Below are 21,844 nucleotides of genomic sequence, written 5' to 3'. Positions count from 1 at the left end.
TCCGACCTTATCAACGCAGGGCCCGGCCTGCGGTCGCCCCGGTCAGGGCTCCCCCGGCCAGCACCCGGGTGCCCGACACGAGCACGTCGTCCACGCCGGTCGCCACCGCCCGCGGCTGGGCGTAGGTCGCCACGTCGCCGACCGTGCGCGGGTCGATCAGCACGAGGTCGGCCACGAAGCCGGGCCGTACCAGCCCGCGCCCGTCCAGGCCGAAGCGCCGGGCGGGGTGCGAGGCCAGGTGGACCACGGCCTCCGGCCAGCTCCAGTCGCCCAGCTCGCGCACGTGCCGGCCGAGGAAGCGGGCGAAGGCGCCGAAGCCGCGCGGGTGCGGGTGGCCGCCCACGTAGATGCCGTCGGAGCCGCCGGTCTGCGCCGGATGCCGCAGCACACGCCGCACCGACTCCTCGCCCTCGGGACCCTCGTCCGGCCGGGCGGAGACGCAGCCCGCCTCCAGCCGCGTGTCGATCAGCAGCCGCCGGCAGAACTCCGCCGGGGTGGTCCCGGCCCGCTCGGCGGCCTCCGGGACGGTCAGCCCCTCGGCCCACTCCGAGCCGGGCGCGTGCGAGACGGTCAGCCGGGGCCAGGTGTCGGCCAGCGAGGCCCAGTGCTCGTCGAGCCCGTCGGACTCCAGCACCTCGATCGCCCGCTCCACCTCGGCGGCGGGCACCGACGGCGGCAGCACCACCATCGCCAGGATCGTGCTGCCGCGCAGGTAGGGGTAGCTGTCGAAGCTCAGGTCGACGCCCTCGCCGAGCGCCCGCTCGACCAGCGGCAGCAGCACGTCGGCCGGGCCGTGCAGGTGGGAGACGTGCGCGGCGACGCCCGACGCCTTCGCGATCTCGGCCACCTCCGCCATGCCGACCCCGGCTCGCACGCCGTACGCGCGCATGTGCGTCACGTACGGCAGGCGGCCCAGCGGCCGGCAGAGCGCGGCCAGCTCGGCGGTGCCGGCGTAGCGGCCCGGCAGGTACTCCAGCCCCGTGGACAGCCCGGCCGCCCCTTCGGCCAGCCCGGTCTCCACGTGCCGGACCATCGCGGCGAGCTGCTCGCGCGACGGCTCCTCGGGCGAGGCCCCCATGACGTCGTAGCGGATCGTGCCGTGCGGCAGGAGGTAGGCGGTGTTGAGCGCGGTCGCCCGGTCGTAGGCGTCGAGCAGTTCCGCCACCGACAGCGGCCCTTCCGGGCGCGGCAACGACCCGTTCACCGCGGCGAAGTACCTGGTCGCATAGGCTACGGTGGTCGCCGAGCCGGGCGCGAACGACAATCCGTCCTGGCCGAGCACGAACGTGGTCACGCCCTGCCGCAGCGCGGCGAGCTGGACCTCGGGGTCGAACACCACCGCATCTCCGTGGGCGTGGCAGTCGACGAAACCCGGCGCCACGAAGCGCCCGGTGGCGTCGATCACCTCGCCCGCCGCCGCGCCCTCCAGCCGCCCCACGGCGGTGACGCGCGTGCCGTTGATGCCGATGTCGGCCCTGAAGGCCGGGGCTCCGGTGCCGTCCAGCACGCGCCCGCCGGTGATGACCACGTCAAAAGTCACGCAAAGGATTGAACCACCCGGGAGACTGATTGAAGGACAAGGGGCTGCGGGGAGCCTTGGCGGACAAGGGGCTGCGCCACGACGCGATCGGCCTCTGGGACAACGCGATCATCGGCATCGCGTCCACCTCCCCCGCCTACTCCATCGCCTGCACGATCGGCTATGTCGTCATCGCCGTCGGCCTGCAGGCGCCCGCCGCGGCGATCGTCGCGTTCGTGCCGATGTTGTTCACCGCCTTCGCCTACCGCGAGCTCAACCGGGCGGTGCCCGACAGCGGGACCGCCTTCACCTGGGGCGCCAAGGCCTTCGGCCCGGTCGTCGGGTGGCTGGGCGGCTGGGGCGTGGCGATGTCCGGCACCCTGGCCCTGGCCAACGTCGCCGAGGTGGCCGCGCAGTACGGCCTGCGGCTGATCGGCCAGGACGAGCTGGCCGGGAATCGGGTCGCGCTGACGGTGATCGGCGCGGCCAGCATCGCGGTGATGACCTGGGTCAGCACCCGCAGCCTGGAGTTCGGCGCGAAGATGCAGCGCTGGCTGACCGCGATCCAGATCGGCGCGCTGATCCTGTTCAGCGTGGTCGCGCTGTGGCGGGTCTACGCCGGCGACGCCCTGGACACCTCGGTGCGGCCGAGCTGGGAGTGGTTCAACCCGTTCGCCTTCGACTCGGTCTCCAGCTTCACCCAGGCCTTCCTGCTGATGCTCTTCATCTACTGGGGCTGGGACTCCTGCCTGGCGGTCAACGAGGAGACCACCGACCGCCACCACACGCCGGGCCGCGCCGCGCTGCTGTGCTCGGTGATCCTGCTCGGCGTCTACACGCTGACCACCGTCGCTCTCCTGGCGTACGGCGGAGCCGGGGACGGGCCGACCGGCCTGGGCAACGAGGACATCGCCGACGACGTCTTCGCCGCGCTCAGCGACTCGGTGCTCGGCCCGCTGGCGATCATCGTGGTCATCGCGGTGCTGATCTCGGCGGTCTCCTCCACGCAGACCACCATCCTGCCCACCGCCCGCGGCCTGCTGGCGATGGCCGCCTACCGGGCGCTGCCGCAGCGCTTCGCCAAGGTCAACCCGAAGTACGGCACGCCGTCGTCCTCCACCACGGTCATGGGCATCGTGGCGATCTGCTACTACGTGGGCCTGTCGCTGATCAGCCAGAACGTGCTCTACGACTCGGTGGCCTCGCTCGCCCTCGCGGTCGCCTTCTACTACTCCATCGTGGCCTTCTCCTGCGTCTGGTTCTTCCGCCGCGACCTGCGCAGGTCGGCTCGCGACCTGTGGTTCAAGGGGATCTTCCCGCTGCTCGGCGGCATCATCATGCTGGCCGCCTTCGTGCGGAGCGCGATCGACATGTGGGACCCGGAGTACGGCGAGACCTCCCTGCTCGGCGTCGGCGGCGTCTTCGTGATCGGCATCGGCTCGCTGGCGGTGGGAGTGGTGCTGATGATGCTCTGCTGGCTGCGTGAGCCCGCCTACTTCCGCGGGCGCACGCTCACCGCCGACACCGAGGTCCTGGTCCCCGAGGAGGGCACCCCCACCGGCCTGTGACCCGGCGATCACCGGGACGGGCAACTGGCCGACTCCACGATCGGGCGCTTGACCAGCACGTCGTGCGCCCGCACCCGGGCGAGGTTCCAGGAGTTCCACTCCGGCGCCTTGCGCACCCCCGTGGCGATCTCGCGCAGCAGGCAGGAGCGTTGCGGCTCCGGCAGCCGGTCGAGCGCCGGCACCGCGTCGGCGCCCAGGTCGCGCAGGTAGCCGTAGTCCACCCGGTCGACGCCGCGGGCCACCTGCGACTCCGCCACCCGGGCCTCGGGGTCGACCGCGGCGAACCCGACCAGGCCGAGGGCGCTGACCAGCACCACCGTGCGCGGCAGCCAGACCGTGCCGCGGCCGGCCAGCCGTACCGCGCCGGCGATCAGGACCAGCGCGAAGATCGCGGCCAGCCACCAGATCGCGGCCTGCACCGAGATGCGCAGCCGCGACAGGCCGTAGGCCTCGGTGTAGAGGTCCATGCGGTGCAGCGCGGAGAACAGGATCACCAGGGTGAGCGCGCACAACGTGCCGAGCTCGGCGGCGAGCACCAGCCGGGCCCGGCCGCGCGCCCGCACCACCACGCTGGCCACGGTGACGATGGCCAGCACGATGAAGCTGACCACGGCGAGCTGGAAGAAGCCCTGCCGGGCGTACTCGGCGTAGGTCAGCCCCGCCGTGCGCACCACCCGCTCCGCGCCGCCGAACAGCACCGCGATCTGCAGCACCACGAAGACGCCGAACAGCAGGTTGAGCGCGGTCAGCGGAAGCATCCACAGGCTCGGGCTGAGCTTCAGCTTGAGCGACGGGCTGGCCGGGTCGTTGATCGGCCGCAACGCGACCAGCACCACCGAGGCGAGCAGGACCGCGATCAGCACGAACACGACCAGCCGGCCCGGGATCGACTCCGCCCACTCCGGCGTGGCCAGCACCCGCTCCACGAAGCTGGCGAAGACCGCGTCCGCCGAGGCGAACAACGCGCCGAACACCAGCAGCAGCACGGTGGTGATGCCGACCGCGCCCACCGCGGGCAGCAACCGCTTGCGGGTGGCGGGGCGGCGCAGAGGCTCGGCCAGGAACCAGGGCGCGGGCGCCAGCGACAGCAGCGCCGCGGCGGCGCCCCTGATCACGCCGAGCCAGCCCGCCCCGGCGCCGGAGATCGCCAGTGCGGCCACCGCGCAGCCCAGCGCCAGCGCGGGCAGCACGTACCAGGTCGCGTCCCGCCAGGCGGCCACCGCGACCAGGGCGAGCGCGACCGCGCCCAGTGCCGCGGTCCAGGGGGTCATGCGCTTGAGCGCCGCGGGGACCGCCGCGCCGGCCAGGACCAGGAAGGTGAGCACCAAGCCCAGGCCGGCCTGGGACTCGGGCAGCGCGATCGCGCCGAACACGCCCGCCCCCGCCGCCGCCGGGAGCAGCCAGCGCGGGGTGTCCGGCAGGTCGGGGCGGGGGAACAGCGGTGGCGGCACGTACGGCGGGAGCGGCTGGCCGGGGGGTGGGGGCGGGGTGGTGGCCTGCTGGTAGACCCTGGCCCTGCTGGAGGCTCCCGCCGCGGCGCCCACCACGGCGCCCCCCAGCGTGACCAGCACCAGCGCCACGGCGCCGGCGCCCTCCTCGTCTATCGCGACTACGGCGAAGACGGCGGCGACCATGCCGAGGATGAAGCCGACGACCGACCCGAGCAGCCCGCCGAACACCACCCGCGCCAGCCCGGGCACCGGCGTCTCGCCCGCCCGCAACACCGGCACCGGCGGCACGGCCGGGACACCCGGAACCGACGGACTGCCCGGCCCGCCCGGCACCCCCGCGACCCGAGGACCCCCAGGGACCCCAGGGACCCCCGGGACCCGCGGTTCCGCCCCGGCCCCGGCCTCGTCCGGCCCGGCCGGCCGCACGTCCGGCCCCGGCCCGGTGGCCGCCCCGACCCCCGCCGGGACGGTCACCAGGTCGGTGGGAGAGCCGGCAGGGACCGGGCCGACGGCGGGGCCGGTGGACGGCTCAGTGGAGGGGCCGGTGGAGGGGCCGACTGAGGGGCCGGTGGAGGGATCGGCGGGCTGGGCGGCGGAAGGGGCGACCGCGGGGGTGGTCGGGGCCGCCCCGGCGGGCAACCCGGCCGCGACCGGTTCCCCGGCCGGCGACGCGGCCGCCGAGACGGTTGGGGACGCGGCCGACGACCCGGCCGCCGACGCGGCAGGGGAGGTGGCCGGGGATGCCGGGCCGGGGTCGGTTGCTGGGGGTTCGGTGGGCGAGGGTTGCTTGCCCAGCTCCGCGTCCTGCGGTCCGTCGAGTGCCATCACAAGCCTCCCCGGTAACGCGACGACCATCCGGCACCCCGGTCCGTCGCCGATGTGGATGGAGCCGCCGTGCAGTTCGACGATCTCCTTGACGATGGCCAGCCCGAGCCCCGCGCCCCCGGCGTCGGCCGCGCGGGCGGCGTCCAGCCGGGAGAAGCGCTCGAACACCCTGGCCCTGGCCGACTCGGGGATCCCCCGCCCCTCGTCGGCCACCACGAGCTCCCGCTCGTCGGCGCGCACGGTCACGACCCCGCCCGCGGGGCTGTGCCGTACGGCGTTGTCCAGCAGGTTGGCCAGCACCTGCGCGAGCAGGTCGGGGTCGGCGAGGACCACGAGCCCGCGCGGCACCGCCATCTCGACCCGGACGTCCTCGCGCGCCGGTGCGGCCTCCTCGACCGCCTGGCGGACCAGGGCGGCCAGCTCGACCTCGTCCTCCTCGATCAGGCGTGCCCCGGACTCCAGGCGCGACAGGTCGAGGAGTTGCGCGGCCAGCCGGCCGAGCCGTTCGGTCTGGGCGAGCGCGGTGCGCAGGGCCTCCGGCGGCGAGATGCCGTCGATCACGTTCTCCAGGACGGCGCGCAGCCCGGTGATGGGCGTGCGCAGCTCGTGGCTGGCGTTGGCGACCAGTTCGCGGCGTTGCCGGTCGACCGCGCCGAGGTCGGCGGCCATCGCGTTGAAGGCGCGGGCCAGCTCGCCGACCTCGTCGCGGGAGGTCGCGCGCACGCGCAGGTCGTAGCGGCCCTTGGCGACGATCTGGGCGGCCCGGGCCATCTCGCGCAGCGGCCGGGTCATCCCCCAGGCCAGCACCTGGACCATGGCCAGCCCGAGCGCGACGGCGACGGCGATGCGCCAGCCGCGCGCCAGGTCGGTGAGCAGCACCTCGTAGACGAAGAAGGCCACGGCCAGCGCGGCCACGATGAGCAGGCCGAGCTTGACCTTGATCCGGCCCAGGAAGTCGAGCGGCCTCACCGGCGCACCAGCGCGTAGCCGACCCCGTGGACGGTACGGACCACGTCGGGGCCGAGCTTGCGGCGCAGCGCCCGGACGTGGCTGTCCACCGTGCGGGTGGCGGCGGCCTCGGAGAAGCCCCACACGTCCGACAGCAGCCGGTCGCGCTCGAAGACCTGGCCGGGCCGCTCGGCCAGCCGGCGCAGCAGGTCGAACTCGGTCCTGGTGAGCTGCGCCTCCGTCCCGGCCACGAAGACCCGGCGGGCGGCGGTGTCGATCTCGACCTCGCCGACCCGGATCACCGTGTCCTCGACGGCCAGTTGCGCGGCCCGTTCCACCCGGCGCAGCAGCGCGTGGATGCGGGCGACCAGCTCGCGCATGCTGAACGGCTTGGCGAGGTAGTCGTCGGCGCCGACCCCGAGGCCGACGAGCACGTCGGTCTCCTCGCCGAGCGCGGTCAGCATCAGCACGGGCACCGGCCTGGCCGCCTGCATCCGGCGGCACACCTCCAGGCCGTCCAGGCCGGGCAGCAGCCGATCGAGGATGACCAGGTCGGGGTCGGACCTGCCGTACTCCGCCACGGCCTCCGCGCCGTCCCCCGCGACGCGCACGTCGAACCCCTCGGCCGCGAGCCGGTCGCGTACCGCCAGGGCGATCGTCTCGTCGTCTTCGACCAGCAGAACCCGTTTCACAGGTCTAGAGCGTAGAGACGGGGCGTGCAGAAAGGCATGCCCCGGTTGTGCACATCTCGTGCAGACTTGGGGCAGTGGACATCCCCTCGTACCTTCGCCGGCTCGGCCGCCCCGACCTGCTCGGCGCTCCGGCGACGCTGGAGACCCTGACCGCCCTGCACGCCGCCCACGTGGAACGCGTGCCGTACGAAGTGCTCGACATCTGGCTGGGCCGCCCCACCGGGATCGACCCGGCCGAGTCGGCCGCGCGCATCGTGAGCGGGCGCGGCGGCTACTGCTACCACCTCAACGGCGCCTTCGCCGCGCTGGCCACGGCCATGGGCTTCCGGGTCGGCCGGCATGTCGGCGGCGTGCACACCGCCGACGCCCCGCCCGCCATCACCGGCAACCACCTCGTGCTCACCGTCGAGCTGCCGGAGGGCCGCTACCTGGCCGACCTCGGGCTCGGCGACGCGCTGCACGAGCCGCTGCCGCTGGCGGAGGGCCGCTACCGGCAGGGCCCCTTCGAGTACGGCATGCGTCCCTCGGTGGTCGCGCCGGGCGGCTGGCGGCTGGAGCACGACCCGAGCGGCAGCTTCGCCGGCATGGACTTCGCCCTGGAGGAGACGGAGATGTCGGCCTTCACGGCCATGCACGAGCACCTCACCACCTCGCCCGAGTCGGGCTTCGTCCGCACTGCCGTGGTCCAGCGCCGCGACCGGGCCGGGGTGGACAACCTGCGCGGGCTGGTCCTGACCCGGCTCGGCCACGGCGCCCATCGCACGACGCTGGAGACCGCCGCCGACTACTTCGCCGCCCTCGCCGACGTCTTCGGCCTCACCCTGGAGGACGCGACCGAGGAGGAGAAGGCGTTGCTGTGGAAGCGGGTCCACGCCGCCCACCAGGCCTGGCTGAACGGCACGGACCCGGCGGTCACGTGAAGATCATCCGGCGGCCGGTGACCCGGTAGCCTGCGCGGGCGAAGGTGGCGGCCATGGGGTGGTTGCCGACGTCGGTGTTGTCCAGCACGTACGGCCGGCCCTCGGCGGCGAACAGGTGCAGCGCCTCGGCCAGCAGGTCGAAGGCGTAGCCCCGGCCCCGGTGGCGCCGGTCGACGCCGATGTACCCGATGGTGGCGAAGCGGCCGTTGTCCACCGGCAGGACCATGCCGACCAGGTCCCCGGCGGCGTCGTAGCCGTACCGCCAGCGGCTCCGCCCGGGGTCCATGTCGTTCAGCGACTCCAGCGCGTGCCCGGCCGCGCCCTCCACGCCCAGCTCGCGCACGTCGCGCAGGTCGTAGGCGTCGAGGCTGCCACTGACGATCTGCTCCAGCAGCCCGCGCAGCGGCTCGTCGCCGGGGCCGACCGGCTCGAAGGTGAGCCGGGCGGAGCGGGGCGGCAGCCCCCACTCCGGTTCCCAGCGCTCGGCCAGCCGCTCGACCAGCAGCGTCAGGCCGGCCCGCTCGGCGGCCTCGATGCGGACGCTCGCCTCGGCGAACGCGTCCGGCCGCTCGCGCCAGTCGGGCGGCAGGAACAGGCTGTACTCGGGACGCTTGGACCCCCACGGATGCACGTAGTCCGGCCCCACCAGCGCGGCGTAGGCGGCGACGAGCAACGCGGCGCCGGTCTCGACGGTGTCGAAGTCGAAGTGGTCGAGCGCCCACGGGTGCTCGGCCCCGGCCGGACCCCAGAAGGCGGCGCGGCCGACCACCTCGTCGCCGCGCTGGGCGAGCCACAGCCAGTCGGGCCGGTACTCCTCCAGCAGGTCCTCGAACGGTTTGGCGCGCACGCCGACGCCGGTCACGGGCAGCGGAGCGGTGATCGCGGAGAACAGCTTGAACTCGCCCTCGTCACGCAGAGGGCGGAAGACCAGATCGGTCACGGGACTTGCTCCTGAAGGCTAGGAGCGCTCCCTGGGGCGGGAGCGCCGGGAGACTGCGGAAAACACGGCGTCCTCACCTCCTAAGGGCTTTTGTCCTGGTCGAGCTGGAGATCGACACTAATGGCAACCTTCGCAAACCACAACACTCGATGGCTATGCCGGTCGAACTCCAGATATCGTTCACTTTCATGAAGCTGGCCGGGCGTTATCGGCTACTGAACCCCCTCGGCGACACGGACAGTGCCGTACGGCTGGCCTTCGACGAGGCGCTGCATCGGGACGTGGCCGTCAAAGAGCTGCGGGTTCCGCCGGAACTGCGACAGAACGCGGTGCACGACGCGCGTGCCGCCGCCGGGTTGCGCCACCCCTCGCTCGTCCCCGTGCACGAGGTGCTGGACGAGGGCTGGGTGGTGATGGAGTTCGTCTCCGGCGGGTCGCTGGAGGCGGCGGTCGCCTCCCGGCACCCGCTGCCCGTCGCGCAGGCGGCGCGGATGGGGTTGCAGGTCTTCCACGCGCTGGCCACCGCGCACGGGGCCGGGCTGGTGCACGGGCGGGTCAACCCGGGCAGCGTGCTGCTCACCACCACCGGGCGGGCCGTGCTCACCGGGCTGTGCGGGCCGCGGCCCGGGCTCCCGGCGTCGGCCGACCTCTGGTCGCTGGCGGCCACCTTGCACTTCGCGCTCGAAGGGCGGCCGCCCGGTAACGAGCCGGCCGCCGGTGGGGATCCGCTGCGGACGCTCATCCGGGACATGCTGGACGGGCAGGTGCCGGCGGAGACGGTGGGGGTGGTGCTCAACAACCTGGCTCTGCCGCAGCCCCCTGCTCCGCCGCCCCCGCCGCCGCCACTGCCCGGGCCGGTCGGGCCGCCGCCGCCCGCATGGGAGGAGGCGGCGGTGCAGCAGCGGCCGAGGACGGACCTGGTCGAGCCGCCCAAGCGGGGGCTCCTCGGGAGGTTCCGGCGCAAGCGGAACGACGCCCCGGCACCTGTGGTGAGCGCGCCCGCCCCGGCCATGGGCCCGCCCGCGCCGGTCATGGACCCGCCCGCGCCGGTGCTGGGGACGCCCGCGGCGCCGCTGGCGATGCCCGAGCCGCCTGCCGTACCCGAGGTGGAGTCCCAGGAGGTGCGGCTGGATCAGTTGATCGGGGCCGACGGCCCCTTGCCGCCCGCGGAGGTGGCCGGGGTGGGGCTGGCGCTGCTGGAGCACCTGGCCGGCCTGCACGCGCAGGGCGGCCAGCACGGCGACGTCCGCCCGGCCAGCGTGCTGCTGGACGCCGAGGGCCGGGCCTCGCTCGCGCCCCCGCAGCCACAGTTGGGCAACAGCCCGTACACGCCGCCGGAGGGCCGGATGGGCCCGGCCTCGGACCTGTGGTCGCTGGGCGCGACGTTGTACACCGCCGTGGAAGGCCGGCCGCCGTCGCCCGGTGCGCCGCTGACCAGGGCGGAGGGCCTGGCGCCGTTGCTGTTCCGGCTGCTGGCCGGCGACCCGGCGCAGCGCCCCGCTCCGGAGGCGCTGCGCGAGGAGCTGAGACTGATCAGCTCTCAGCCTTCGGACGCAGGCACAGCACGACCACCCCGTTACTGAAGGTCTTGACCTCGGCGAGCTCGAGCTGCCCGGCGCTGCCCTCGTGGTAGATGAGCCCGTCGAGGCCACCACGCCCGACGATCTCCGGGTGCACCCACAGCCGCAGCTCGTCGAGGAGCCCGTTCTCCAGCAGCGTGCGGGCGACCGGCCCATAGCCGTACATCAGGATGGTGCCCTCCAGCCCGCGCACCGCCTCGACGAGGTCGCCCTCCAGGACCTGCGTGTTGGTCCAGTCGGCCTTGTCCATCGTGGTCGAGGCGACGTACTTGGGCATCGAGTTGAACCGGTCGGCGAACTCGTCCTGCCCGGCGCGGGCCGACCACGCCTCGGCGAAGCCCTCGTAGGTCAGCCGGCCCATGAGCATGGCGTCGCTGGAGAAGAGCTGCTCGTAGGCCAGGGCCCCGGCCTCCTCGTTGAAGTACTTGAGCGACCACTCGTGCGGGTTGCTCTGCACGCCGTCGAGCGAGACGTAGGTGGAGTTGATGATCTTCCTCATGAGGTCGTCCTTCCGGTGCGGAGGGCTTTGGCCCACCAGATGAGCTGGTCGAGGGTCGTCTTGGCGGCGAGCTCGCAGTCGGCTCCCGCCCGGGGCCAGCCGCCGTCGGGGGCGAACAGGTCCCAGTAGTTCGGCAGGGAGACAGTCTCCCTGATCGGTACGGCACGCAGCTCGATGAAGATCTGCCGGAGCTGCGCCACCGCGAGGTGCCCGCCGGTCTCCCTCCCGTAGGAGACGAAGGTGACCGGCTTGGCGTGCCACTCGTCGAAGTACCAGTCGAGCGCGGTCTTCAGGGGCGCGGGAAAGCTGTGGTTGTACTCGGGGGTGACGATCACGAAGCCGTCGGCCTCGCCGAGCCGGAGCCCGAGTTCGGCCACCGCGGGCGGGGCCGTGTCCTCCAGCGTCTCGGGGAGCCGCGTCTCGGCCAGGTCGATCAGGTCGACCGTCACCCGGCGGCGCGCCTTGGCGGCGAACCAGCCGGCCACCGTGGGGCCGAACCGTCCGCGCCTGGTGCTCGCGATGATGACCGCGATCCGCAGCTCTTCCATGTCTTCACCCTGACCGAGTGCCCTTACCGAAGTCTTAAGGTGGCCTACATGCGCTTTGGGCTGCTGGGTCCGCTCGCCGTCTGGGGTGACGACGGCGAGCCGGTCGCCATTCCGGGGCAGAAGGTGCGAGCCCTGCTGGCCGACCTGCTGCTGACGCCGGGCCGGGTGGTCTCGGCCGACCGGCTGGCCGAGGATCTGGCGCTGAGCCGGGCCAGCCTGCACGTGCGGGTCTCGCAGTTGCGTGCCGCGCTGGGCGACAAGGGCCTGATCGTCTCGCGGCCGCCCGGCTACCTGGTCGACGGCGGCTCGCTCGACACCGCCGACTTCGCCGACCTGGTGGCCAAGGCCGAGGCCGCCGCCGATCCGCGCGAGCGGGCCGAGCTGCTGGAGCGGGCGCTGGAGTTGTGGCGCGGCCCGGCGCTGGCCGACTTCGCCGACGAGGAGTTCGCGCGGGCGGCGGTCGCCCGGCTGGAGGAGCAGCGGCTGAGCTGCCACGAGGCGCTCGCCGAGGCCCGGCTGGAGCTGGGCCTGTCGGTCGAGGTGAGCGAGCTGGTCGCGGCGCATCCGCTGCGCGAGCGGCTGCGGGCGGTGCAGATCACCGCGCTCTACCGCGCGGGGCGGCAGGGCGAGGCACTGGCCGCCTACCAGGACCTGCGCGAGAGGCTGGCCGACGAGCTCGGACTGGACCCCGGCCCCGAGCTGGCCGCGCTGCACCAGGCGATCCTGCGCCAGGACCCCACGCTCTCCCCCGCGCCGGCCGCGCCGCGCACCGCCCCCACGCCCAACCTGCCCGCCCCGCTGGTCGAGCTGGTCGGCCGCGAGACGGCCCTGGCGGAGGTGGGCGAGCTGCTGGCCGGCGACCGGCTGGTCACCCTGACCGGCTCCGGAGGAGTGGGCAAGACCACCCTCGCGATCGAGGCGGCCCGCGCCACGGCCCGCGCGGCGTGGCTGGTCGAGCTGGCCGGTCTCGACCACACCTGGGACCTCGCCGCGCACGTCGCCGCCACGCTCGGGCTGCGCGACGACGTGCCGCTGGAGACCGCGCTGCGCGAGCGCGACATGGTGCTCGTGCTGGACAACTGCGAGCACCTCGTGGACGAGGCCGCCGACCTGGTCCGCGCCCTGCTGCGCGCCGCGCCCCGGCTCACCGTGCTGGCCACCAGCCGCGAGCCGCTGGGCCTGCCCGGCGAGGCGGTGTGGAGCGTGCCGCCGCTCGACCTGCCGGACGCGATGCGGCTGTTCACCGCCCGCGCGCGGGTGCCGGAGTCGGAGGCGCTCGCCCTGCTCTGCCGCCGCCTGGACGGCATCCCCCTCGCGCTCGAACTGGCCGCCACCCGCGCCCGCGCGCTCGGCGTGGACGGCCTGGTCGCGCGGCTCGACGACCGCTTCCGGCTGCTGGCCACCGGGCACCGCGGCGCGCCGCCCCGGCAGCAGACGCTCACCGCGATGATCGCCTGGAGCTGGGACCTGCTCGGCGAGCCCGAGCAGGCCGTGCTGCGCCGGCTGGCCGTGCACGTGGACGGCTGCACGCTGGAGGCGGCCGAGGCGGTGTGCGGGGTGGACGTGCTCGACCACCTCGTCCGGCTGGTCGACCGCTCGCTGGTGACCGTCGTGCACGGCCCCGCCGGGCCGCGCTACCGGCTGCTGGAGTCGGTGGCCGCCTTCTGCGCCGACCGGCTGCGCGAGGCGGGCGAGCTGGAGGAGGTACGGCAGCGCCACGCCGAGTACTACACCGCGCTCGCCGAACGCGCCGAGGTGCGCGGGAGCGAGCAGCGGCAGTGGCTGGCGCGGCTCGACGCCGAGGCGGCCAACCTGCGGGTGGCGCTGGCCGGGCCGCACGCGTTGCGGCTGGTGGACGCGCTGGGCTGGTACTGGTTCCTGCGCGGGCGGCTCGGGGAGGCCCGGCGGGCCATCGCGGCGGCGCTGGAGCGGGGCGGGACGCCGGACGCGGTGGCGCGGGCGCTGGCCTGGCAGGCGGGGTTCGCCGCCGCGCAGGGCGAGGCCGGGGCGGCTGTGCCGTACGAGGAGATCGAGGGGCCGCGCGATCGGCTGCGGGCCCGCTGGTTCACCGCGTTCAACGGCTTCAACCTGGTCGCGGCCGAGGACTCCGGCTCGGCCGCGCTCTCGGCCGCGGACTTCCGTGAGCTGGGGGACGAGTGGGGTGAGGCGGCGGCGCTGATCCTGGAGGCGCGCGACGCGCACGTGCGGGTGGACCTGCCCGCCCTGGAGGCCGCCGCCGCCCGGGCCGCCGAGCTGTTCGCGCGGCTGGGCGACCGGTGGGGGCTGCTCCAGGCGGTCGAATGGCAGGCGGCGCGGGCGGAGATCGCCGCCGACTACGCCGAGGCCATGCGGCTGACGCACGAGAGCGTGGCCCTGGCCGAGGAGCTCGGGCTGTGGCCCCAGGTCGCCGAGCGGCAGTGCTGGCTCGGCTGGATCGCCCTGCAGCGCGGCGCCCACGAGGAGGCCGTCGAGCTGGCCGAGCGGGCGCTGACGCTGGCCGTGGAGCAGGGCTTCCAGCTCGGCCACGACTTCGCGCAGGTCGTGCTGGCCTTCGCCGCCCGCCGCGGCGGCCGGCACGCCGAGGCCGAGCGCCGGCTGGGCGAGCTGCTCGAACCGGGCGCGGTGCACCACCCCATGGTGCTGACCGAGCTCGGCTTCGTCGCCGAGGAGCTCGGCGACGCCGTACGGTCGCTGGAGTTGCACCGGGCCGGCTACGAGGACGGCAGGCGGCTGGAGGCGCGGCGCGACATGGCCGGAGCGCTCATCGGGCTCGCCGGCGCGCTGGCCCTGGCCGGGCGGTACGGCGAGGCGGCCCGCTGCCTGGGCACGGCGCAGAAGGCCAAGGCCGAGTGGGAGGTTCCGGCCTCGCCGATCGAGCAGCTCGACATCGACCGGGTCACCGCCGCCATACCGCCGGGCTTCGAGGCCGACTTCGCCGAAGGCGCCCGAACTGATCCGGATGAGATATATCGCGGCCTGGAACCGCCATGAGCGGTTCGGCGTTGCACAATGGGAAGGGCCCGCGTCCCTAGGAGTTGAGATGTCGCCCGTTCAGAAGTACGCCATCGGCGCCGGCGCCGCCGTCCTGCTGTCGTTGATCGTCTTCGGCTGGGGGTGGATCACCACCCTCGTCTTCCTGGGCGTGATCGCCGCACCCGTGGTCGGTTACTTCATGCTCGACCCGTCCCAGCGCGCGCGGCTCAAGCGAGTTCGCCGCCGCGGCATCGGCCGTTGACACAGGACCTCCCGTCCGCGGGAGGTCCTGTCCAACCATCGGCCCGTCCACCGCTCAGGCGGTGGCCAGCACCTGCTCGGTGACCTTGCGCTCCACGTAGAACGACAGGAACGGCACGGTGCCGCCGAGCATGACGCCGAGGATCTTCGGCCAGCTCCAGCGGGCCTTCATGCCCAGATTCATCGTCGCGACCAGGTAGATCATGTACAGGAAGCCGTGCACCTGCGCGATGATCAGCGACGGCCACCAGTCCACCCCGACGATGTACCTCAGCACCATGCCCACGCAGAGCACGAGGAGCATCACGCCGACGATGTAGGCGAGTACTCGGAAGGGCTTGAGGGCTGACTCCACTGCTGTCCTCTCGATGTCCGTACGGCTTCGCGTACGTAGTGAACCCACATGAACACGGCGAACACTGCGAATATCCACCAGTTCAAGGCATAAGCCAGATTGCGCCAGGTGACGCTCCCGCCCACCTGAGGCGAGGGGATCTTGATCCCCGAGTCGACGGCGACCACGAACCCGTTGCGCACGCTCTCCCCCGGCCACAGGTTGATCAGCTCGGCCGGGGTGACCGTGGAGACCTGCCCGGCGGGCAGCGAGCTGGCGGTGCGCTGCACGCTGTCGGTGGGCTCCGGCGGCCGGGTGCGCCCCTCGACCTTGACCGGCCCGGCGGGCACGGGCGGCGCGGCGGCGGGCTGGGCGACCCAGCTCCGCACCACCGGCACGAGCGAGCCGTCCGCCAGCCGCAGCGGGGTCACGACCCAGAAACCCGCGCCCCGGGCGGCCCGCCCGCCGACGGCGTCGACGTCCGGCTTGCGGTCGGGCACCAGGAGCTGCCGTCCGGCGTCGTAGGCGCCCGAGGCGACGACGCGGCGGCCGGGCTCGCTGAACGTGGCGCCCGCCTTGACCAGCTCCTCCACCGCGACCGGCGCGGGGTCGGCGCTCGCGTGCGGCCGGCCCGACTCCTCGAAGACGCCGAGCTGCCAGCGCCCGAGCAGGATGAAGGCGGCAACAGCCCCGATGACCACCAGGTGCAGACCCCAGAGCCGGGGGGACAGGAGGGTTCGGAGCATGCCTCAAAGGTATCTCCCGGCAGGACCGGTCTCCCCACCAGCCCCGATCGCGAAATTCGATCAAAAGGTACAAATCAACCAAGGCCCCCAGCTAGAGTTCAGGGCATGTCTGACCAGCACATCGACCCCGCGGGCAACACCCAGCAGTTCCGCGCGTTCGCGCACCGGGTGGAGAACGAAGCAGCCCAGCAGCCGAAGCGCCGATCCCCTCTGCTGCCGATCCTGGCGGTCGTCCTGTTCATCGCGATCGTCGCGGTCGGGGCCTACCTCCTGCTGAAGTGACCTACCGCTCGGTCGCGCCACGGGCAGCCTGTGGCGCGCTGAGCCGCACCCCTTGAGCCCTCCCGGGCCGCCGATTACCTTGGACGGCAAGTCCAATAGCGGGAGGGCACGTGGCGGGACCGGGCATCGTGATCATCGGGTCCGGCTTCGCCGGCGTCGGCATGGCGATCAAGCTCAAGGAAGCCGGCTTCCACGACTTCCTGATCCTGGAGAAGGCCGCCGACCTGGGCGGCACCTGGCGCGACAACACCTATCCCGGCTGCGCCTGCGACGTCCCCTCGCACCTCTACTCCTTCTCCTTCGAGCTCAACCGCTCGTGGTCGCGGATGTTCTCCCCGCAGGCCGAGATCTGGGACTACCTGCGGGCCTGCGTGGACAAGTACGGCATCAAGCCCCACCTGCGGTACGGCAAGCAGGTCGTCACGCTCGACTGGGACGACGCGGCCCGGGAGTGGTCGATCGGCACCGCCGACGGGGAGACGTTACGCGCGAAGGCGGTGGTGTCCGCCCTAGGCGCCCTCCACATCCCGAAATTTCCGGACATCGTGGGGCGGGGGTCGTTCGCCGGCCCCGCCTTCCACTCCGCCGAGTGGGACCACACCGCCGACCTCGCCGGCCGCCGCGTCGCGGTCATCGGCACCGGCGCCTCGGCCGTCCAGTTCGTCCCGCGCCTGGCCGCCCAGGCCGCCGAGCTCCACGTCTTCCAGCGCACCCCGCCGTGGATCCAGCCCAAGCCCGACTTCGCCTTCTCCGAGCGGGCCCGCCGTACTCTCGCCCTCCCCGGAGCCGCCCGTGCCCTGCGCAACACGCTCTACTGGGCACTGGAGACCCGCGCGCTCGGTTTCACGGTCGACCCCCGGCTGATGAAGGCGCAGGAGCGCCTGGCGCTCAACCACCTCGCGGCGCAGGTGCCCGACCCGGAGCTGCGCGCGAAGCTGACCCCCGGCTACACCATCGGCTGCAAGCGCATCCTGCTGTCCAGCGACTACTACCCGACGCTGACCAGGCCGCACGTCACCCTGCACACCGAGCGCATCACCGAGATCACCCCCACGGCCCTGCGCACCGGGACCGGCGGGCGGATCGAGGTGGACGCGATCGTCTACGGCACCGGGTTCAAGGTCGTCGAGAAGCTCAGGGAGCAGCACATCACCGGGCGCGGCGGGCTCAGCCTCCAGGACGCCTGGCGCGAGGGCGCCGAGGCGTTCCACGGGGTCAGCACCGCGGGCTTCCCCAACCTGTTCTTCCTGCTCGGGCCGAACACCGGGCTCGGCCACACCTCGGTGGTCTTCATGATCGAGGCTCAGGTGCGGTACGTCATGGAGTGCCTGCGGCTGCTGGCCAGGACCGGCGCCCGCGCGCTCGACGTGCGGCCCGGCCATCAGCGCGCGTACAACCGGCGGCTGCAGGCCCGGCTCGGCCGCCGGGTCTGGACCGAGGGCGGCTGCGACTCCTGGTACCTCGACGAGCACGGCGTCAACCGCACCCTGTGGCCGGGCTTCACCTTCGAGTACTGGGCCCGCACCCGGCGCGTCAGGAGCGAGGCCTACGAGCTGATCCGCTGACCCCGGTACGGCGGGCCGCCCCGCCGTACCGGGGAGCGGGATCAGGGACGGGCGGGCCGGACGACCAGGGCGCTGCCGCCGCCGCGCCGGGTGGGTTCGGCGACCGCCTGGACGCGGCCCCGGCCGAGGAACTCCAGCGCGGTGGCCGCGCCGATCTCCGGGTTGAGGACCAGCTTGTGGCCCAGCGCCTCCAGCGACGCCCGGTGCTGGTCGAGGAAGGCCTGCTCGGCCTGGGTCTGCTCGGTGTTGCGCTGGGTGGCGCGCGGCGCGGCGAGCGCCTCGGGCAGGCTCATCCCGAACTCGTAGCGGTTGAGCAGGATCTGCAGCACGGTGGTGATGATGGTGGACCCGCCCGGCGAACCGACCGCGAGCACCGGCCGCCCCTCGTCGAGCACGATGGTCGGCGCCATCGACGAGCGGGGCCGCTTGCCGGGACCGGGCAGGTTGGGGTCACCCGGCGCGGGCCCGAAGGTGAAGTCGGTCAGCTCGTTGTTGAGCAGCAGGCCGCGGCCGGGCACCACGATGCCGTTGCCGCCGGTGGACTCGATGGTGAGGTTGTAGGCCACGACCGTGCCCCAGCGGTCGGCGACGACCAGGTGCGTCGTCTCCGGGCCCTCGTCGGCGACCGGCGTGGCGGTCTCGGCGGGGGCCGGGCAGCCGGAGTAGGAGCCGTCGGGCGAGCCCGGGGCGGCCGGGTGGGCCATGGCCCGCTCGCCGATCAGGCAGGAGCGCTCCTTGGCGAAACCGTCGGACAGCAGCTCGCGCAGCGGGACGCCGGGGATGTCGCCGACGTACTTGCCGCGGTCGGCGAAGGCCAGGCGGGAGGCTTCGAGGTACTCGTGCAGGCCGACCTTGGGCAGCGCCTCGACGATGTTGAGCGCCTCGCCGACGGTCGAGCCGCCGGAGGAGGGCGGGGCCATGCCGTACACCTGAAGGCCCTTGTAGTCGACGCGGGTGGGCTCGCGCAGCAGGGCGCGGTAGTCGCGCAGGTCGCCGACCTCCATCAGGCCCGGGCGGACGTTGCGCGTGGCGCCGGGGGTGACCGGCGGGTTCTTGACCGTGGCGACGATCTCGCGGCCGAGCTGCCCGCCGTACAGCCACTGGGGTCCGCGGCGCGCGAGCTGGCGGTAGGTGTCGGCGAGCTCGGGGTTGCGGAAGACCGAGCCGACCGGAGGCGGCTGGCCGCCGGGCAGGTAGAGCTTGGCGGTGGAGGCGATGTCGCGGAAGCGCGCGGCGTTCGCGGCGGTCTGGGAGTGGAAGGTCTGGTCGACGACGAAGCCCTTCTCGGCCACCTCGATGGCCGGGCGCAGCGCGTCGCGCAGCTTCATGGTGCCGAAGCGCCGCAGCGCCAGCTCCCACTGGGCCACCGCGCCGGGGACGCCCGCGGACAGGCCGCTGGTGACGGCCTCCTCGAACGGGATGCCCTCCAGCGAAGACGAGGTCATCGCCGCCGGGGCGGTCTCGCGGCCGTCGATGGTGTGCACCCGGCCGCGCTGGTAGATGACCATGAAGCCGCCGCCGGCCGCGCCGGCCGAGTACGGCTCGGTCACGCCCAGCACCGCGCCCGCGGCGACCGCGGCGTCGATCGCGTTGCCGCCCCGGCGCAGGATCTCGACGGCGGCCTTGCTCGCGTCGTGGTCGACGGTGGCGACGGCTCCGCCGTACCCCTCTTGAACCGGGACCTTTTCCTGCTCCACGGGATGGATCGGGACGAGCAGCGTCCCGGCGAGGATGAGTCGGATCATGCACTCACCATGACTCAGGTACGCCCCCCGGGGTAGGGCCCACTCCCACACCGGGCGGATGCTTTTCGTCGGAGCGGTGGCCTAACGTGGGGCCGTGCGTAAGAACGACCCTCTGGTGGCGCTGATCGTCGCCGTGGTCCAGGTGGTGGCCTCCCAGGGCGCCTACTGGGGACAGAGGGATTTCCGCGAGCCGCTCGACCCCTACGCCTACGCGTTGCTGCTGGTCGGGCCGCTCATGCTGCTGGTGAGGCGGCACTGCCCGATCACCGCGACGCTGGCCACCCTGGCCGCGACCTACGCCTACGTGTGGGGCGGCTACCCGTACGGGCCGATCTTCCTGAGCCCGATCGTGATGTTCGCCTTCCTGCTCGTGGTCGAGCGCAAACGGCTGCAGGCGTGGGCCCTGGCCGGGCTCACCCTGGTCACCTTCCTCACCTACGCCTGGGTGATCGGCCGCCGCGACCTGTTCCACAACCTGGCCGTCACCGCCTTCATCCTGCTGGTCATGCTCGCCTCCGAGCTCGCCCGCATCATCCGCGAGAAACGCCGCGAGCTCCACCGCGTCGAGGAGGAGGAAGCCCGGCGGCAGGCCAGCGAGGAACGGCTGACCATGGCCCAGGAGCTCCACGACGTGCTCGCGCACAACATCTCGCTCATCCACGTCCAGGCTTCGACCGCGCTCCACCTGATCGACGAGCACCCCGAGCAGGCGCGCACCGCGCTGGCGACGATCAAGACCGCGTCCAAGGAGGTGCTCGGCGAGATGCGCTCGGTCCTCAACGTGCTGCGCGAGGGCGCGCCCCGCTCCCCCACCGCCGGGCTCGACCGGCTCGACGAGCTCATCGCCCGCTCCGGCCTCGACGTCACCCTCGAGCGCGAAGGCGCCCGGCCCGTGCCGCCCGGCGTCGACCGGGCCGCCTTCCGCATCGTCCAGGAAGCGCTCACCAACGTCACCAAACACGCACCCGGTGCCAAGGTCACCGTCACCCTGACCTACGGTGACTCCCTGCGGGTGCGCGTCACCGACACCGGCGGCACCACGCCCGCCGTCCTCGCCGGCGAGGGCGGCGGCAACGGCATCCCCGGCATGCGCGAACGCGTCACCGCGCTCGGCGGCGACTTCACCGCCGGACCCGCCGGACCCGGCTTCGCCGTCGACGCGCGGCTGCCCCTGTCCGGCGTGGACGCCCGGCCGCCCCTGGAGGACACATGATCAGACTGCTGCTCGCCGACGACCAGGCGCTCGTGCGCGCCGGGTTCAAGGCGCTGCTCGACGCCCAGCCCGACATGACCGTCGTCGCCGAGGCCGCCGACGGCGCCGAAGCGGTACGGCTGGCCGCCGAGCACACCCCCGACGTGGTGCTCATGGACATCCGCATGCCGGGCGTCGACGGCCTCACCGCCACCCGCCTCATGCCCGCCGGTCCGCGGATCGTCATCCTGACCACCTTCGAGCTCGACGAGTACGTCTTCGAGGCGTTGCGCGGCGGGGCCAGCGGCTTCCTCGTCAAGGACACCGAGCCCACCGAGCTCATCCAGGCGGTCCGCGTCGTCGCCGCCGGTGACGCCCTCCTGTCGCCCGGCGTCACCCGGCGCCTGATCGCCGAGTACGCCTCCCGGGCCAAGGAACCCGTCGCCACCGACGGCCTCGACCAGCTCACCGACCGCGAACGCGAGGTCCTGGCCCTGGTGGGCACCGGGATGACCAACGACGAGATCGCGGCCAAGCTGTTCATGTCACCGGCCACCGCCAAGACGCACGTCAGCCGGACGATGATGAAGCTCCACGCCCGCGACCGGGCGCAGCTCGTGGTGATCGCCTACGAGTCCGGCCTGGTCAGGCCGGGCTGGCTGTAGCCGCCTCGATCAGCGGCCGGTAGCCGTCCTCCAGGTCCGCCGGCAGCTCCCCCACCGGGAAGAACCGCACCGCGCTGTGCTCCTCGCTCAGCCGGAGCTCCACCGCGCCCGAGACCGTCGCCCGCACCGCCACGATCAACACCTTCCCCTGGCCGATGGTGAAGATCTCCGCTCCCGCCACCGGGCCGACGTGCACCTCCAGCCCGCTCTCCTCCCGCACCTCCCGCCGCACCACCTCGGCCAGCGTGCCGTCCTCCCGATCCGGCCACCCGCCGGGCAGCTCCCACTTCTCCCGCGGGTTCCTGCACAACAACACCCGCCCCTCGTGCAGCACCACGGCCTTGATCGAGGCGTGCATGAAGTACCAGCCGGTCTCTTTGTCGATCACGAGCTGATCATCAATCGTCCCCGCGGGTGAAACAAGTGTTACTGGCCGCTGTCGGAGCATCGCGTTAGGTTCACCCCAGGACTCCATCGACAACTCCCCCGAGACCTCGCCCGCGACCTCCCGGTCCACCGAGACCTCCCCGTTCACCGAGACCTCCCCGTTCACCGAGACCTCCACCGAGACCGCCACTGCGAACTCCCCCG

Annotated in this window: 19 protein-coding genes; 9 read left to right on the top strand and 10 right to left on the bottom strand. The window is 73.4% G+C overall.

Annotated elements, in window-relative coordinates; all coding sequences use genetic code 11:
• Positions 1–10: 10 nt before the first annotated feature.
• Positions 11–1,540: an amidohydrolase family protein gene (locus tag AB0I67_RS03865; protein WP_357917102.1), complete on the bottom strand. Its 1,530-nt coding sequence runs from the start codon at positions 1,538–1,540 to the stop codon at positions 11–13.
• A 29-nt stretch (positions 1,541–1,569) separates the two neighbouring features.
• On the opposite strand from AB0I67_RS03865, the gene AB0I67_RS03860 reads away from it, so the two are divergent.
• Positions 1,570–3,087 carry an APC family permease gene (locus tag AB0I67_RS03860; protein WP_357917099.1) on the top strand — a complete coding sequence of 506 codons (1,518 nt, stop codon included), beginning with the start codon at positions 1,570–1,572 and terminating at the stop codon, positions 3,085–3,087.
• An 8-nt stretch (positions 3,088–3,095) separates the two neighbouring features.
• Here the strand turns inward: AB0I67_RS03860 and AB0I67_RS03855 are convergent, their stop codons facing one another.
• Complete coding sequence (locus AB0I67_RS03855) at positions 3,096–6,332, bottom strand: DUF4153 domain-containing protein (protein WP_357917096.1); 3,237 nt, start codon at positions 6,330–6,332, stop codon at positions 3,096–3,098.
• On the bottom strand, positions 6,329–7,003 hold the full coding sequence (locus AB0I67_RS03850) for a response regulator transcription factor (RefSeq protein ID WP_357917093.1): 675 nt from the start codon (positions 7,001–7,003) through the stop codon (positions 6,329–6,331). The genes AB0I67_RS03855 and AB0I67_RS03850 overlap by 4 nt, the downstream gene beginning before the upstream one ends.
• Before the next feature lie 74 nt (positions 7,004–7,077).
• Here AB0I67_RS03850 and AB0I67_RS03845 point away from each other — a divergent pair, with 74 nt between their 5' ends.
• Positions 7,078–7,923 carry an arylamine N-acetyltransferase gene (locus tag AB0I67_RS03845; protein WP_357917090.1) on the top strand — a complete coding sequence of 282 codons (846 nt, stop codon included), beginning with the start codon at positions 7,078–7,080 and terminating at the stop codon, positions 7,921–7,923.
• Here AB0I67_RS03845 and AB0I67_RS03840 read toward each other — a convergent pair.
• Positions 7,916–8,863 (bottom strand): GNAT family N-acetyltransferase, encoded by a 948-nt coding sequence (locus tag AB0I67_RS03840; protein ID WP_357917087.1) that lies wholly within the window; start codon positions 8,861–8,863, stop codon positions 7,916–7,918. The genes AB0I67_RS03845 and AB0I67_RS03840 overlap by 8 nt on opposite strands.
• A 188-nt stretch (positions 8,864–9,051) precedes the next feature.
• Here AB0I67_RS03840 and AB0I67_RS03835 point away from each other — a divergent pair, with 188 nt between their 5' ends.
• A complete protein-coding gene (locus tag AB0I67_RS03835; RefSeq protein ID WP_357917084.1) occupies positions 9,052–10,446 on the top strand; it encodes a protein kinase in 1,395 nt (464 codons plus the stop codon).
• On the opposite strand, the gene AB0I67_RS03830 is transcribed toward AB0I67_RS03835, so the two are convergent.
• Together AB0I67_RS03830 and AB0I67_RS03825 are read right to left on the bottom strand one after the other, a co-directional pair.
• Positions 10,397–10,942: a dihydrofolate reductase family protein gene (locus AB0I67_RS03830; RefSeq protein ID WP_357917081.1), complete on the bottom strand. Its 546-nt coding sequence runs from the start codon at positions 10,940–10,942 to the stop codon at positions 10,397–10,399. The two genes, AB0I67_RS03835 and AB0I67_RS03830, sit on opposite strands and share 50 nt — an antisense overlap.
• The gene (locus AB0I67_RS03825) at positions 10,939–11,490 is read right to left on the bottom strand and encodes an NAD(P)H-dependent oxidoreductase (protein WP_357917078.1); all 552 of its coding nucleotides are present in this window, start codon (positions 11,488–11,490) and stop codon (positions 10,939–10,941) included. The genes AB0I67_RS03830 and AB0I67_RS03825 overlap by 4 nt, the downstream gene beginning before the upstream one ends.
• 48 nt (positions 11,491–11,538) lie before the next feature.
• Between AB0I67_RS03825 and AB0I67_RS03820 the strand changes: the two genes are divergently transcribed.
• Together AB0I67_RS03820 and AB0I67_RS03815 are read left to right on the top strand one after the other, a co-directional pair.
• Positions 11,539–14,481: a BTAD domain-containing putative transcriptional regulator gene (locus AB0I67_RS03820; protein WP_357917075.1), complete on the top strand. Its 2,943-nt coding sequence runs from the start codon at positions 11,539–11,541 to the stop codon at positions 14,479–14,481.
• Between the two features lie 49 nt (positions 14,482–14,530).
• Positions 14,531–14,725 carry a hypothetical protein gene (locus AB0I67_RS03815; RefSeq protein WP_357917072.1) on the top strand — a complete coding sequence of 65 codons (195 nt, stop codon included), beginning with the start codon at positions 14,531–14,533 and terminating at the stop codon, positions 14,723–14,725.
• A 54-nt stretch (positions 14,726–14,779) separates the two neighbouring features.
• Here the strand turns inward: AB0I67_RS03815 and AB0I67_RS03810 are convergent, their stop codons facing one another.
• Both AB0I67_RS03810 and AB0I67_RS03805 read right to left on the bottom strand, forming a co-directional pair.
• On the bottom strand, positions 14,780–15,028 hold the full coding sequence (locus AB0I67_RS03810; RefSeq protein WP_357917069.1) for a DUF3817 domain-containing protein: 249 nt from the start codon (positions 15,026–15,028) through the stop codon (positions 14,780–14,782).
• On the bottom strand, positions 15,028–15,804 hold the full coding sequence (locus tag AB0I67_RS03805; protein ID WP_357917066.1) for an SURF1 family protein: 777 nt from the start codon (positions 15,802–15,804) through the stop codon (positions 15,028–15,030). Before AB0I67_RS03805 ends, AB0I67_RS03810 begins: the two co-directional genes overlap by 1 nt.
• 105 nt (positions 15,805–15,909) lie before the next feature.
• Here AB0I67_RS03805 and AB0I67_RS03800 point away from each other — a divergent pair, with 105 nt between their 5' ends.
• Positions 15,910–16,086 carry a hypothetical protein gene (locus tag AB0I67_RS03800; RefSeq protein WP_357917063.1) on the top strand — a complete coding sequence of 59 codons (177 nt, stop codon included), beginning with the start codon at positions 15,910–15,912 and terminating at the stop codon, positions 16,084–16,086.
• A gap of 110 nt (positions 16,087–16,196) precedes the next feature.
• On the top strand, positions 16,197–17,651 hold the full coding sequence (locus tag AB0I67_RS03795; RefSeq protein ID WP_357917060.1) for an NAD(P)/FAD-dependent oxidoreductase: 1,455 nt from the start codon (positions 16,197–16,199) through the stop codon (positions 17,649–17,651).
• A gap of 41 nt (positions 17,652–17,692) precedes the next feature.
• Here AB0I67_RS03795 and AB0I67_RS03790 read toward each other — a convergent pair whose 3' ends face one another.
• Positions 17,693–19,396: a gamma-glutamyltransferase family protein gene (locus AB0I67_RS03790; RefSeq protein ID WP_357917057.1), complete on the bottom strand. Its 1,704-nt coding sequence runs from the start codon at positions 19,394–19,396 to the stop codon at positions 17,693–17,695.
• A 94-nt stretch (positions 19,397–19,490) separates the two neighbouring features.
• On the opposite strand from AB0I67_RS03790, the gene AB0I67_RS03785 reads away from it, so the two are divergent.
• A complete protein-coding gene (locus AB0I67_RS03785; RefSeq protein WP_357917054.1) occupies positions 19,491–20,609 on the top strand; it encodes a histidine kinase in 1,119 nt (372 codons plus the stop codon).
• Entirely contained in the window at positions 20,606–21,253 is a 648-nt protein-coding gene (locus AB0I67_RS03780; protein ID WP_357917051.1) for a response regulator transcription factor, read from the top strand. Before AB0I67_RS03785 ends, AB0I67_RS03780 begins: the two co-directional genes overlap by 4 nt.
• Here AB0I67_RS03780 and AB0I67_RS03775 read toward each other — a convergent pair.
• On the bottom strand, positions 21,234–21,641 hold the full coding sequence (locus tag AB0I67_RS03775; protein ID WP_357917048.1) for an NUDIX hydrolase: 408 nt from the start codon (positions 21,639–21,641) through the stop codon (positions 21,234–21,236). The genes AB0I67_RS03780 and AB0I67_RS03775 overlap by 20 nt on opposite strands.
• Positions 21,642–21,844 lie beyond the last annotated feature (203 nt).

Origin of the sequence: Nonomuraea sp. NPDC050310, assembly GCF_040655795.1 — a bacterium.
Classification (GTDB): Bacteria; Actinomycetota; Actinomycetes; order Streptosporangiales; family Streptosporangiaceae; genus Nonomuraea.
The sequence above is the reverse complement of the archived record's forward strand: the minus strand, read 5'-3'. Positions and strand labels throughout refer to the sequence as shown.